The organism is Rhizobium tibeticum, assembly GCF_900110205.1.
In the GTDB taxonomy this organism is placed as follows: domain Bacteria; phylum Pseudomonadota; class Alphaproteobacteria; order Rhizobiales; family Rhizobiaceae; genus Rhizobium; species Rhizobium tibeticum.
On sequence record NZ_FOCV01000019.1, the window covers coordinates 73,326 to 86,932 of the forward strand.

The 13,607-nt window shown below is 59.1% G+C and carries 9 protein-coding genes and 1 riboswitch; of the genes, 2 read left to right on the plus strand and 7 right to left on the minus strand.

From position 1 onward, the window contains the following. Window positions 1-59 precede the first annotated feature (59 nt). The 6 genes from BSG20_RS20480 to clpP all read right to left on the minus strand — a co-directional run bounded on the left by BSG20_RS20480 (window position 60) and on the right by clpP (window position 9,109). Window positions 60-2,270: an esterase-like activity of phytase family protein gene (locus tag BSG20_RS20480; protein ID WP_177309866.1), complete on the minus strand. Its 2,211-nt coding sequence runs from the start codon at window positions 2,268-2,270 to the stop codon at window positions 60-62. Between the two features lie 71 nt (window positions 2,271-2,341). After that, entirely contained in the window at window positions 2,342-3,241 is a 900-nt protein-coding gene (locus BSG20_RS20485; protein WP_072377891.1) for a DMT family transporter, read from the minus strand. A gap of 81 nt (window positions 3,242-3,322) precedes the next feature. Further along, window positions 3,323-3,473: riboswitch (FMN riboswitch) on the minus strand. Between the two features lie 122 nt (window positions 3,474-3,595). Beyond that, window positions 3,596-3,871 (minus strand): DNA-binding protein HupB, encoded by a 276-nt coding sequence (hupB, locus tag BSG20_RS20490; RefSeq protein ID WP_007531759.1) that lies wholly within the window; start codon window positions 3,869-3,871, stop codon window positions 3,596-3,598. A gap of 207 nt (window positions 3,872-4,078) precedes the next feature. Next, window positions 4,079-6,493, minus strand: a complete 2,415-nt coding sequence (gene lon / locus BSG20_RS20495) for an endopeptidase La (RefSeq protein WP_072377889.1) — start codon at window positions 6,491-6,493, stop codon at window positions 4,079-4,081. 415 nt (window positions 6,494-6,908) lie between these two features. Then, entirely contained in the window at window positions 6,909-8,186 is a 1,278-nt protein-coding gene (gene clpX / locus BSG20_RS20505; protein WP_007792128.1) for an ATP-dependent Clp protease ATP-binding subunit ClpX, read from the minus strand. A 293-nt stretch (window positions 8,187-8,479) separates the two neighbouring features. Next, complete coding sequence (gene clpP, locus BSG20_RS20510; protein ID WP_072377887.1) at window positions 8,480-9,109, minus strand: ATP-dependent Clp endopeptidase proteolytic subunit ClpP; 630 nt, start codon at window positions 9,107-9,109, stop codon at window positions 8,480-8,482. A gap of 425 nt (window positions 9,110-9,534) precedes the next feature. On the opposite strand from clpP, the gene BSG20_RS20515 reads away from it, so the two are divergent. Further along, complete coding sequence (locus BSG20_RS20515; protein WP_072377885.1) at window positions 9,535-10,734, plus strand: GGDEF domain-containing protein; 1,200 nt, start codon at window positions 9,535-9,537, stop codon at window positions 10,732-10,734. 49 nt (window positions 10,735-10,783) lie between these two features. Further along, window positions 10,784-12,028, plus strand: coding sequence for a cytochrome P450 (locus tag BSG20_RS20520; RefSeq protein ID WP_072377883.1), 1,245 nt, complete (start codon window positions 10,784-10,786; stop codon window positions 12,026-12,028). Between the two features lie 79 nt (window positions 12,029-12,107). Here the strand turns inward: BSG20_RS20520 and BSG20_RS20525 are convergent, their stop codons facing one another. Continuing rightward, window positions 12,108-13,442, minus strand: coding sequence for a dicarboxylate/amino acid:cation symporter (locus BSG20_RS20525; RefSeq protein WP_177309865.1), 1,335 nt, complete (start codon window positions 13,440-13,442; stop codon window positions 12,108-12,110). Window positions 13,443-13,607 lie beyond the last annotated feature (165 nt).

A 13,607-nucleotide genomic window follows, 5' to 3' on the forward strand; every position in this document is an offset into this window, starting at 1 on the left:
CCACAAGAAAAAATGGCCGCGCGTAGACCCGGCCATTCTGTTTCCTTGATAGATCAATCTCAGTTCGTGTCGACGAGATTGACCGGGAAGAACAGGGTTTCACCCGAGGAATCGTCGACGCCGTCATTGTCCGTGACCGCGTAGGCCTTGCCGGAGGCATCGAAAGCGAAGCCTTCGAGCTTGTCTGGAACATAGCCGTTGGTGGCGGCCTTTAACTCCGGAAGGAAGTCGTGAGCCTCAGTCTTCCTGACCACCGGCAACTCGCCGCCCAACTTGGCGGGCTTCAGATCTGATATCGCCACCTTGTAGAGTTTCTTCAGCTTTGCCGCGTCACCGACCAGATTGTCGCGTTCGATGATGTAGACGCTGTCGCCGTGAGCGGAGATTTCGGAAAGACCGACCCAGCCCCCTTCGGACTTGTCGAGCGGGTAGCGGACAGCACCCCACTCCTTGCTCTTCGCATTGTAGGAAACGAGTTTGACAAAGCCCTTCTCGTCATCCTTCCACTCACGCTGAACGGCCATCCAGAGTGTCGCGTCGTCGCCGGAGCCGACGATCGTCACGCCTTCGAAGCCGTAGCGGATTTCGTTAGCCGCCAGCTCCTTCGGGAGTGCTATCTCTTCCTTGATCTCGCCCTTTGGGTTGACGTGATAGAGAGCGTGCGGCACCAGCTTCTCACTGTTGCCTTCCGACGCCAGCCAGACCCAGCCCTTTTCATCGACAGCCACACCCTCGATGTCGAGCTTCTGTGCCGGCTGGCCGTCGCGCTTCACGGTCAGCGCCTCGGTGATCACGGCTGGCTTCTTGGTTACGTCGATCGTGTAGATCGTCGGCTGCATGCCGAGCACGCTATCGCCGACGGCAAACAGCTGGCCCGGCTTTTCCGGAACGGCAGCAAGGCCGGAGAGCGCCGAAAAGCCAACCGGGTTGCCGTCCTTTTCGGCGGCAACGATCTTCGGATAGGCGATCTCACCCTCGGCAAGTTCATAGATCATCACATGCGACCGCGGGCCACCATCCTTGCCGAGATCGACTTCGTTGGCGGTGGCGAGAAGATTGCGCGACGGAACGGCGACAGCGCCCTCAGGTGAAACGCCGGAGGGAAGGATCTGGACGAGTTGAGGCACGGCACCGGTATCCTTGTAGACGCCGACGACAGAGGCGCGCTCCGCGAGCAGGAGTATATATTTCTGACCTCCGATCGTTGCCACTTCCAGGCCTTCCGGCTCGACACCCTTGGCGGATGAACGCTTGTCTGGATAGTGACCGATATTGGCAACGGCGCGTTCGAAGGAGGCACCGGACTCATAGAGTACCTTGCCGGTTGTGTCGAAAATCGTGAAACCGCGCGAACCGCCTTGATAGTCGCCTTCGTTGGCGACAACCAGACGATCATTGTCGAGCCACTTCACAGCGTCAGGCTCGCGTGCGACGTTCTTGAGCTCACCGGTGAACTTCAGCGCGCCATCGCGCCTGGTGTCGATGCCTGCAAGATCGACGCTGCCCGCGGAGAAGTGCGTTTTCACAGACGCAGTTACCGCGTCAATGATGACGATTTCGTTGTTTTCCTGAAGGGTCAGGGCGATCTCGTTCTGATCGTTGAAGGAGACGAATTCCGGTTCCGGGTCGTCGGCCGCGATCCCGGCAAGTCCGCTCAGCGCGACGTGCTTGATCGAGCCGCAATCAACCGTGCCATCCTTGACCTGGAATACGACCAGGTCGCCTGCTGGCATCTGCGGAATCTTGCCGTCGTTCACCTCTTCGTCACGCTCGTTCTCGATTGCGATCGTGCCGAGGGTCTTGTCCTTGTTGAGCGCGATGGAATCCGGCTGACCGCCAAGATCACAGGTGCTCTCGATCTTTTCGGCGGCAATGTCAACGATCGCCAGGCGCCCCGAGGGCTTTGCCTTGCTCTTCGACGTATTGACGGCAACCAGCGCCTTGCCCGCGGCGGATGTCACGGATGTCGGCTCGCCGTCCATCATGAGCGCGCCGCCAGCCTTTGGTGCCTTGGCGTCTGAGATATCGACAAAGCCGATCGCACCGAGCGGGCTATCGCTGTAGATCAGCGTCATGCCGTCGTCAGTGGCCGTAATGATTTCCGCCGAAGTGGCCGAAAGCTTGTCTTTTCCCTCCGGCAGGTTGGATGCCACCGGGAAGGTTGCGATGCGGTTGAAAACGGGCTCTGCGGCGGCCGGAAAGGCCGCCGTCGTCAGAAGCGCGGCAACAACCGCTGTCTTGCGCGAAAATACTGTCATGAAATCCCCCATGAATTCAAACACAGGGTTTTTGCGCGACGGGCATGACAGCGCAATGACACCGGCGCCGTATTCCGGCTGCGTTAGCCGGCCCCCCGCTCCTTCTTCATTTCGTTCCGCATGATAAAGAGCGATGCCCCGAGGATCAGCAGCGCACCCAACCAGAGATAACCGGTCGGGGCATAGCCGAAGACCAACCAGCCGGCGAAAACATTCAGGGGAAGCTTCAGATCGTCGAAAGGCTGGATGTAAGCGGCATCGGCTGCGTTGTAGGCGAGCGTCAGGAAATATTGGGCCATGACGGTCAGCAGACCTGCCGCGACAAAAAGGAGAAGCGTCAGGCCGGAGGGAATGCTGAAGCCGGCGGCCATAGCCAAGCCGCCGTTGATCGGAGTGAGGAGTGCCAGCAGCCAGACGGTGATGGTTTCGGGCCGTTCCACTCCGGTGAGACTTTTGGTGATCAGCGACGAGGCGCCCCAGAGAAGGGCAGAGAGGATCGGCAAAAACGCCGCCCAACTGAAGCTGTCGGACCATGGCTGCAGGATGATCATCGCTCCGACGAAGCCGGTACCGGTCGCTGCCCACCTCGCGCCACCGATATATTCACCAAGGAAGATGCGTGCACCCATGATGATGAAGAACGGCGAGGTCATCACCAGCGCAATCGCCTGCCAGATCGGTACGGACGCGAGTCCTGCGACCCAGGTCGTCACGCCGAATGCCGCGAAGGCAACGCGCACGACATGGCGCCAGGGATGGCGCGTTCGCATAGCCCCGAGGCCGACGCGCCGGAGAAAGGGCAACGAGAAGACCAGCGCAATGGCATATTGCCAGAAGGCTGCCGAGGCCGAGGGAAAGGCGAGCTTCATCGTCAGCCACTGTATGAGGACATTGAGGATCGAGAAGGCAATGCCCGCGGCGACCATCCAGGCAGCACCGACGATTGCACGCGAGGCAGAAGATATTTGGGAAGTCTGATCCATGTCTTTCATCCGAAACCAACACAAATCAGGACGCATGAGCGCGATGTCACGGCAAGGACAGATTTCGCCCTCGCCTGCTCCGCTCATTCTCTTTCATCCGGACTGTGACCGTCGGCTCCGGAGTTGCACCGGATCTGCTGACCCTTTCGGCAGATCGGCCGAAAGACGCTCGCGGGCTTGAGCCGAAGCTCTTACCGCCGGTGGGGACTTTCACCCCGCCCTGAGAACAACCATTTCATAGGACGTGCTTCGTGTGCCGACAAGGCCGCGAAAAGCAAAAAGGGTTCGGCCGTGGCCGAACCCTTCGAAACTTACACCGCCGGTCTCGTGGTCCGGCCGCCAAGCAAATTCATATCAGCCGTTTACGGCATCCTTCAGGCCCTTGCCGGGCGTGAACTTCGGCACGTTGCGAGCCGGAATATCGACTTCAGCGCCGGTGGACGGGTTGCGGCCCTTCGTGGCAGCGCGATGGGAAACGGTGAAGCTACCGAAACCAGCGAGACGAACGTCGCCCTTGCCCTTCAGTTCAGCCTGGACGACTTCGAAAACAGCATCAACTGCGGAAGCAGCGTCGGTCTTCGAGAGTCCTGCCTTTTCGGCAACTGCGGACACGAGTTCATTCTTGTTCATGTTTCCACCCCTTTCTAAATGGTTCGAAACGACTCAAATCTATAAGCTAGGCGCAGAACGGAGTTCATCAGGCCCGCCGCACCCCAAAGACCCTGCAAATCAAGGAAATGCAAGCGTCTGCGTGTCGATTTCACAAAAAAAGGCTGGCGAAAACGCCAGCCTTTTCAGGGTTTTTAAGCAATTGGGCGCGAATGTGGCAAACATGGCTCAGTGAGCTATGGTTGCACCCGTTTCGTCGAGCCCTTCGACCGTTGCAATGACCGGCGTTTCCACCGTGCCATCCCACTCGATCGCCTCGGGTCTGCGGACCAGCGCATGCTTGATCACCTCGCCCATGCGGGACACCGGGATGATCTCCATATTGTTCTTCACGTTGTCCGGAATTTCCGCCAGATCCTTGGCATTTTCTTCCGGGATCAGCACCTTCTTGATGCCGCCGCGAAGCGCTGCGAGCAGCTTTTCCTTCAGACCGCCGATCGGCAGCACGCGGCCGCGCAGCGTGATTTCACCGGTCATCGCGACGTTCCTGTCAACCGGGATACCGGTCATGATCGAGACGATCGCGGTTGCCATGGCGACACCGGCCGACGGACCATCCTTCGGCGTCGCGCCTTCCGGCACGTGCACGTGGATGTCGCTCTTGTCGAAGAGCGGTGGCTGGATGCCGAAATCGACTGCGCGCGAGCGCACATAGGATGCCGCTGCGGAAATCGATTCCTTCATGACTTCCTTCAGGTTGCCGGTAACGGTCATGCGACCCTTGCCTGGCATCATCACGCCTTCGATCGTCAGCAGTTCGCCACCGACTTCCGTCCAGGCAAGACCGGTTACAACGCCGACCTGATCTTCGCGTTCGGCTTCGCCATGGCGAAAGCGCGGAACGCCCAGGTAGTCGTCAATGTTCTCGGCGGTCACATGAACCGACTTCGTCTTGCCCTTGATGATCTCGGTGACCGCCTTGCGGGCGAGCTTCATCAATTCGCGTTCGAAGTTACGAACACCGGCTTCGCGGGTATACTGCTGGCTGATCGCCATCAGTGCATCGTCGCTGACCGAGAATTCGTTCGGCTGCAGCGCGTGTTCCTTGATGGCCTTCGGCAGCAGGTGCCGCTTGGCGATCTCGCGCTTTTCGTCTTCGGTGTAGCCGGCGATACGGATGACTTCCATGCGGTCCATCAAAGGTGCAGGAATGTTCAGCGTGTTCGCCGTCGTGATGAACATCACGTCCGACAGGTCGTATTCGACTTCCAGGTAGTGATCCATGAAGGTCGAGTTCTGAGCCGGATCCAGCACTTCGAGCAGAGCCGACGACGGATCGCCACGGAAATCCTGGCCCATCTTGTCGATTTCATCGAGCAGGAAGAGCGGATTGGATTTCTTTGCCTTCTTCATCGACTGGATGACCTTGCCGGGCATCGAACCGATGTAGGTGCGGCGGTGACCGCGGATTTCGGCCTCGTCACGAACGCCGCCAAGCGCCATGCGGACATACTCACGGCCGGTCGCCTTGGCGATCGACTGGGCAAGCGAGGTCTTGCCGACGCCCGGAGGGCCGACGAGGCATAGGATCGGCCCCTTGATCTTGGTCGCGCGAGCCTGAACGGCCAGGTACTCGACGATGCGCTCCTTGACCTTGTCGAGACCGAAGTGATCGGCTTCGAGGATCTTCTCGGCGTTGTTGAGGTCTGACTTGATCTTCGACTTCTTGCCCCACGGAATACCCAGCAGCCAGTCGAGGTAGTTGCGGACGACGGTCGCTTCAGCAGACATCGGGCTCATCTGCCGCAGCTTTTTCAGCTCGGCATCGGCCTTTTCGCGGGCTTCCTTGGACAGCTTCGTCTTCGTGATGCGCTCTTCCAGTTCGGCCATCTCGTCGCGGCCTTCCTCGCCGTCGCCGAGCTCCTTCTGGATCGCCTTCATCTGCTCATTCAGGTAGTACTCGCGCTGGGTCTTCTCCATCTGGCGCTTGACGCGCGAGCGGATGCGCTTCTCGACCTGCAGAACCGAAATCTCGCCTTCCATGAAGCCGAGCGCCTTTTCGAGGCGAGCCTTGACGCTGGTGGTTTCCAGCATCTCCTGCTTTTCGGTGATCTTGATCGACAGATGCGAAGCGACCGTATCGGCGAGCTTCGAATAGTCATCGATCTGGCTGGCCGCCCCGACAACTTCCGGCGAGATCTTCTTGTTGAGTTTTACGTAGCTCTCGAATTCGGAGACAACCGAACGGCTCAGAGCTTCGAGTTCGACCGGATCGTCCTGCGGCTCTTCGAGAACATGACCCAGGGCTTCATAGAAATCCTCGCGATCGGTGTAGGCATCGATCTCGGCGCGTGCGCGACCTTCGACCAGGACCTTAACGGTGCCATCAGGCAGCTTCAGCAACTGCAATACGTTGGCGACGGTGCCGACATTGTGGATGGCCGACGGTTCCGGGTCGTCATCGCTCGCGTTGATTTGTGTGACGAGCATGATCTGCTTGTCCGATCCCATCACCTCCTCCAGCGCACGGATCGACTTCTCGCGGCCGACGAACAGCGGCACGATCATATGCGGGAAGACGACGATGTCGCGCAGGGGCAAAACCGGATATGCGATGCTCGCAGCTGACGTTTTCTTCGTCATTTTATTTCCTTTCCATCGTCCCGTTGCCGGGCTCTTCTGGCGCGGCCACTAGAACCGGGCCGCACTCCACTTGAGACACAAGTGGAGGTTCTGATTATGCTTTTCAAGCTGCGCCATGGCCGGTGTCCCCTCGGACATGACAGCTATGCTACAACGGAACACCTTCACTCTGAAGCGCCAGGCTGGACCGGCGCTTGCCACTTCCACGCCGGCTAACACACAAGACCGAAACACACCAAACGGAATCATTCCATAATTGCCACGGACGTGGGAATCCGCAACGGCAGCAGAGGCGCTTTCCGACCTCTTTAGCAAGATTTATCAGGGTCGTGCACTGGTTTTGAAATAGAAAGAGGCCTGCCGACGGCAAGCCCCTTAAATTCACGGTTCGTATCGCAAAGATATCTCTAACGTCTCACGCCGAAGCGTTGGCCTTCTCGTCCTGTCGATCGGCGTAGATGTAAAGCGGACGGGCAGAGCCGCGTGCCACTTCCTCGGAGATGACGACTTCACGTACGCCTTCCAGCGCCGGCAGTTCGAACATCGTATCGAGCAGGATCTTCTCCATGATCGAGCGAAGGCCGCGAGCGCCGGTTTTGCGGACGATGGCCTTGCGGGCGATCTCGCGAAGAGCATCCTCGTGGAAGGTCAGTTCCACGTCTTCCATCTCGAACAGGCGCTGGTACTGCTTGATCAGCGCGTTCTTCGGCTCGGAAAGGATCTGGATCAGCGCATCCTCGTCGAGATCCTCAAGCGTCGCCAAGACCGGCAGACGGCCGATGAACTCAGGGATGAGACCGAACTTGACCAGATCTTCCGGCTCGAGTTCACGCAGGACTTCGCCGACACGGCGGTCGTCTGGAGCCTTCACCGTTGCACCGAAGCCGATCGAGGTCTTCTCGCCGCGGGCAGAAATGATCTTGTCGAGGCCGGCAAAGGCGCCGCCGCAGATGAACAGGATGTTCGTCGTGTCGACTTGCAGGAATTCCTGCTGCGGATGCTTGCGGCCGCCCTGCGGGGGCACCGAGGCAACCGTGCCTTCCATGATCTTCAGAAGCGCCTGCTGAACGCCCTCTCCCGAAACGTCGCGGGTGATCGACGGGTTGTCGGACTTGCGGGAAATCTTGTCAACTTCGTCGATGTAGACGATGCCGCGCTGGGCGCGCTCGACATTGTAGTCTGCAGCCTGCAGCAGCTTCAGGATGATGTTCTCGACGTCCTCGCCGACATAACCGGCTTCGGTCAGCGTCGTCGCGTCGGCCATCGTGAAGGGAACGTCGATGATACGGGCAAGCGTCTGGGCAAGATAGGTCTTGCCGCAGCCGGTCGGGCCGACCAGCATGATGTTCGACTTCGCCAGTTCGACTTCGCTATTCTTCGTGGCATGCGCGAGGCGCTTGTAATGGTTGTGAACGGCAACCGACAGGATCTTCTTCGCCTGGCGCTGACCGATGACGTATTCGTCGAGTACCTTGATGATGTCCTGAGGCGTCGGGACGCCGTCACGGGACTTGACCATCGAGGATTTGTTCTCCTCGCGGATGATGTCCATGCACAATTCGACGCATTCATCGCAGATGAAAACGGTCGGTCCGGCAATAAGCTTCCGGACTTCGTGCTGGCTCTTTCCGCAGAAGGAGCAGTACAGGGTGTTCTTAGAGTCGCCGCCGTTGCTGCCGCTGACTTTGCTCATATCACTTTCCTTCCAGCACGCCGCATTTCAAGGTGAAATAACGGTCCACTCATTGGCCTGCTCCATGCTTGGAGCCCCAGCCGGCCAAGGCCGTTAAGGGGTACGAACCGGTCCAAACTATGCTGTCCTGGCTCCGGCGGCAACGAATTCCCCTTCGACTGCCGATGCTATGTCGTAAAAATTCAACATAGCATTAATACTTGAGATTGCCGCACCCGCCACCGGGTTTCTTCCCTTGTTCGATCACAAATGAGATAGAACTGTGGCGGATACAACACCATCCCTACTTCTCACTAGGCGGCATCACCTTCCATCTCGACACGAGATGTCAGGACCTTGTCGATGACACCCCAGGCCTGGGCCTCGTCCGCATCCATGAAGTGGTCGCGATCAAGCGTCTTTTCGACTTCCTCGTAGGTTCGACCGGTGTGCTTGACGTAAACTTCGTTGAGGCGGCGCTTCATCTTCAGAATATCGCGCGCGTGACGCTCGATATCCGATGCCTGGCCCTGGAAGCCGCCCGATGGCTGGTGCACCATGATGCGGGAATTCGGAGTGGCAAAGCGCATGTCCTTGTGGCCGGCAGCCAGCAGCAGCGAGCCCATCGAGGCGGCCTGGCCGATGCAGAGCGTCGAGACCGCCGGCTTGATGAACTGCATCGTATCGTAGATCGCCATGCCCGCTGTTACAACGCCGCCCGGAGAATTGATGTAGAGCGCGATTTCCTTTTTCGGGTTTTCAGCCTCGAGGAAAAGAAGCTGGGCGCAAACGAGCGTCGCCATGTGATCCTCGACCGGGCCCGTCAGGAAGATGATGCGTTCCTTGAGCAGGCGCGAATAGATGTCGTAGGAGCGTTCACCGCGGTTGGTCTGTTCCACGACCATCGGCACGAGGGCCATAGCGGTATCGACTGGGTTTCTCATGTGCGTCCTTTGTCAACGTCTGCCGGCTATGGCCGGGAATCAAAGAAAATGCCTTATCCCTACATAGAGCTTCCCTGCCCTCCTCTTCAAGACGCGCTGATGGATAACGTTAAGAGGGGCCGGTGCAATGCGAACAACTTTTCGCCCGATGTGGAGTCATTCTTGCAAATCGCCTCAAAGAGCGAGCGGCGATCACGCTGTCGCACAGCTTTTGTCGGCGTCAGGATGAACGAATTCTGAATCCGTTTACGACTGTGCTGCGTTTACAGACCAGAAAGCCTAACGACAAGTCCGCACAAAAATGCACCGACGGGCCAAGCGCAATTAATGAAGTTGCCAGTTTCTTCCGAAAGAATGCGCGCAATGCAAGGGGTATTGCCGTGTTCAATATTACGACTGGATTAGCCATTTGGTGCTCGGAAGCCATGACGCTCGCGCTGGTAGCGTTCATGGCCTGGCGCCACAATGTCCGAAACAAGACCTATTTCTATTGGGGAATGGGTTTTCTTCTTAGCGGCGTGGGTTTTGCAATGGTGGCCCTGCGCGGGCAGATATCCGACATTCTCTCCATCGAAATCGGCAACGCGATCGCGCTATGCGGGCAGAGCGCGTGGGTTGTCGGATATCTGGCGCTTGACCGTCGCAAGGTCGAATGGTGGGCGCTGCTGCCCCCACTCGTATGGCTCGCAGGCGTCTTCCTGCCGTGGGTCAACGACGACTACACCAATCGCGTCATTCTCTACAACCTGGCCTCAGCCACCGGCGCGACGGCGCTAGCAATGGCTGTATGCACGGCCGCCTGGCGCAACGAGGGCTCGAGAAGCAAACTGGGCGCTATCTTTGTAATCCAGAGTCTCCTGTGCTTCGGCACGGCGATGGCAATGGCGGTCATCGGCCCCACCGAGGCGGAAGCCGCCAATTTTGCGGGCGCCGCCGCTATGGCGACAGGCTTCCTGCTGACTTTGGCGTGCGCCCTCACCTGCCTTGTCATCATGGAACGCTCGGAGAAGCACCTTCGCATGCTCAGCCTGACCGATTCACTGACGGGTGTCTTGAACCGACGCGGTCTTTTCGGCCGGTTCGATGCCATTCAGGAGAGCGCATTCCAAAACAACCGCCAGGTCGCCGTGCTGCTCTTCGACCTCGATCATTTCAAACGCGTCAACGATCGGTTCGGCCATCAGGCTGGCGACATCGTACTGACTGTCTTCGCGCGCATGGCCCGACAGTTTGTTCCTGCCGGTGCCTTCGGCCGCATGGGCGGCGAGGAGTTTGCTGCCTTCGCGACGGCGGCCGACCAGACCGAGGCGGAAGCGCTCGCAGAATCGATCCGCGCCGAATTCTGCCGGATCCCGGTGAGCACCGGTGATGCTATCATTCCAGCAACGGTCAGCACCGGCGTCGCTCTTGCCTCTGCGATTGAGGCCAACAGGGACAAGCTGGTTTCGGCGGCCGATCGCGCGCTGTATGCCGCCAAGGCCGCCGGCCGCAACTGCACCGTCATCTTCGGTGAAGCCGAAGCTGCGGCACCGCCGCCTCCGGAACCAGATCAAACAAGTGGCGAACTCGTCCCCACACTCGACGACCAGATTCACGCGCTTCGTCGCGTCGGCTCACTGTCTTGAGGTTGAACCCATCTTTTCGAGGCTTGGCAAATCCGCTAAGCCTCGAGGCATGATGATCCCACCTTTTCTTTCCATCGATCCTGCCACGCGTCACGTCTCCCTCGACGCAAGCAATCCGGCTTTCTACCGCGATCCGAACGCCGTTTACGTCGCTTTGCACGCACACTGCCCCACATTCTACTGGGAGCAGCAGAAGCAATGGTTTTTCACCGGCTACGACCATGTCAACAGCCTGCTTCGGGACCGTCGCTTCGGCCGCCAGATCCTGCATATCGCCACGCGCGAGGAGCTTGGCCTTCCCGAGCCGGATCAGCACGTGGCGAATTTCGATCTCGCCGAACGATACTCCTTGCTTGAGCTGGAGCCACCCGAGCACACCCGTCTTCGAACGCTCGTCAACCGCGCTTTTGTCTCTCGCCACGTCGAGAGGATGAAGCCGGAGCTTGCCGAGCTCGCCAACAAACTCATCGACAGCTTCGAGAAAAACAACCAAGTCGAGCTGCTTTCGGCATTTGCCGATGTTATCCCGGTGACGATGATCGCCCGTATGATCGGCATTCCGGAGGAAATGGGACCGCAGCTCCTGAAGTGGTCGCACGCCTATATCCGCATGTATCTCTTCGGCCGCAACCGCGAGGACGAGGATGGCGCCGAACGGGCCGCGAAGGAGTTCTCGGATTATGTAAAGACGGTCATCGCGCAACGCCGCGCCAATCCGCTGGACGACCTGCTGACGCACATGATCCACACGGAGCACAAGGGCCAGTACCTGACCGAGGACGAACTTGTCTCGACGACGATCGTGCTGCTCAATGCCGGCCACGAGGCGACGGTCCACCAAATCGGAAACTCGGCCCGCATCATCTTGGAAAGCGGGCGCGATCCGGCCGCTCTCTTCAAGGACGAGGCGACGACCGAACGAACGGTGGAAGAGTGCTTGCGTATCTGCGCGCCGGTTCACATCTTCCAGCGTTGGGCGCTGGAACCTGTCGAAATCGACGGCATTTCGTTCAAGCGAGGCGACAAGGTGAGCCTCATTCTGGCCGCGGCCAATCTCGACCCGGCGAAATACAGCGATCCCCTAACGTTCAAGCCTGACCGGAACGAGGCTCCCAACCTCTCCTTTGGCGCGGGCATCCATTTCTGCATCGGGGCGCCGCTGGCAAGACTGGAACTGAACGTCGTCCTGCCAATTCTGTTCGAGCGGCTGCCAGGGCTCAGGCTCGCCCATACACCGATGGTGAAGGACGTCTACCACTTCCACGGGCTGGATCGCCTGGATCTCGCCTGGTAGGCCACCGATAAAAGAACCCGCGCTCCGGAGAGAGCGCGGGCTTTATCGTTGCTTTCTGGCGCCTTATGGCAAATGCGCGCTATTCCGCAGCCTGCAGAGCCGGTACGCCGTCTACCGGTTCCGGCGGCAGCTTGCCGGCCATGGCAGCAGCAAACTTCGTCTGGTCAAGCTCATTTTCCCAGCGGGCGACAACGACCGTCGCAACGGCGTTGCCGACAAAATTCGTCAGCGCGCGGCATTCCGACATGAAGCGGTCGATGCCGAGGATCAGCGCCATGCCGGCAACAGGAACCGAGGGTACCACGGAGAGCGTCGCGGCAAGCGTGATGAAGCCGGCGCCGGTGATGCCGGCAGCGCCCTTCGAGCTCAGCATCGCAACCAGCAGAAGCAAGATCTGATCTGCCAGGGTCAGCGGCGTGTCCGTCGCCTGAGCGATGAAGAGGGCCGCGAGCGTCATATAGATGTTCGTGCCGTCGAGGTTGAAGGAATAGCCCGTCGGAATGACGAGACCGACGACAGAGCGCTTGCAGCCTGCCTGTTCCATCTTTGCCATGAGACCGGGAAGTGCCGCTTCCGAAGAGGACGTGCCGAGTACCAGCAGCAACTCCTCCTTGATGTAGCGGATCAGAGCCAGGATCGAGAATCCGTTGTACCGGGCAACAGCACCGAGAACGACCAGGACGAAGAGCAGCGACGTCAGGTAGAAGGTCCCGATCAGCATTGCCAGATTTGCAATAGAGCCGATGCCGTATTTGCCGATCGTGAAGGCCATGGCACCAAAAGCGCCGATCGGAGCAGCCTTCATCAGGACCGCGACCAGCTTGAAGATTGGTGCCGTCAGGGCCTGCAGAAAATCGACGACCGGACGGCCGCGATCGCCGACCATGGCGAGCGCGATGCCGAAGAGGACCGAGAAGAACAGCACCTGAAGAATGTCGCCGTCGGCAAAGGCACCAACGATCGTGTTCGGAATGATGTTCGTCAGGAAACCCGTGACAGTCGTGTCATGAGCCTTCGCCGCGTAGCTTGCCACGGCCTTGGCATCCAGCGTTGCCGGATCGATATGCATGCCGGCGCCGGGCTGTATGACGTTGGCGACCAGCAGACCGACCGCCAGGGCCAGCGTCGAAAAGACGAGGAAGTAAAGCATGGCCTTGCCAGCAACGCGCCCAACCTTCTGCAGATCGGACATGCCGGCGATGCCGGTCGCGACCGTCAAGAAGATGACGGGGGCGATGATCATCTTGACGAGCTTGATGAAGGCATCGCCGAGTGGCTTCAGAGCGGTGCCTATGTCGGGATAGAAATGGCCGAGCAGGATACCAGCACAGATGGCGGCAAGAACCTGCACGTAGAGAAGCCGATAGAAGGGAACCTTGCCGCGCGGCTGCGCGACTGGAAGTGCTGCACCCATGATGTCCTCCATGTGCCCCAAAACCAACGTGGCCTCCCGGGGCGATTGCGTTACCAAGTCAACAGCCCACACGGCTGTTTGCAGAGGTTTTGCAACATGCGTGCCAACTCATAGACAGCAGCTTTACATTATTGATTTATAATAATTTTTTCTCGGAGACCGTTG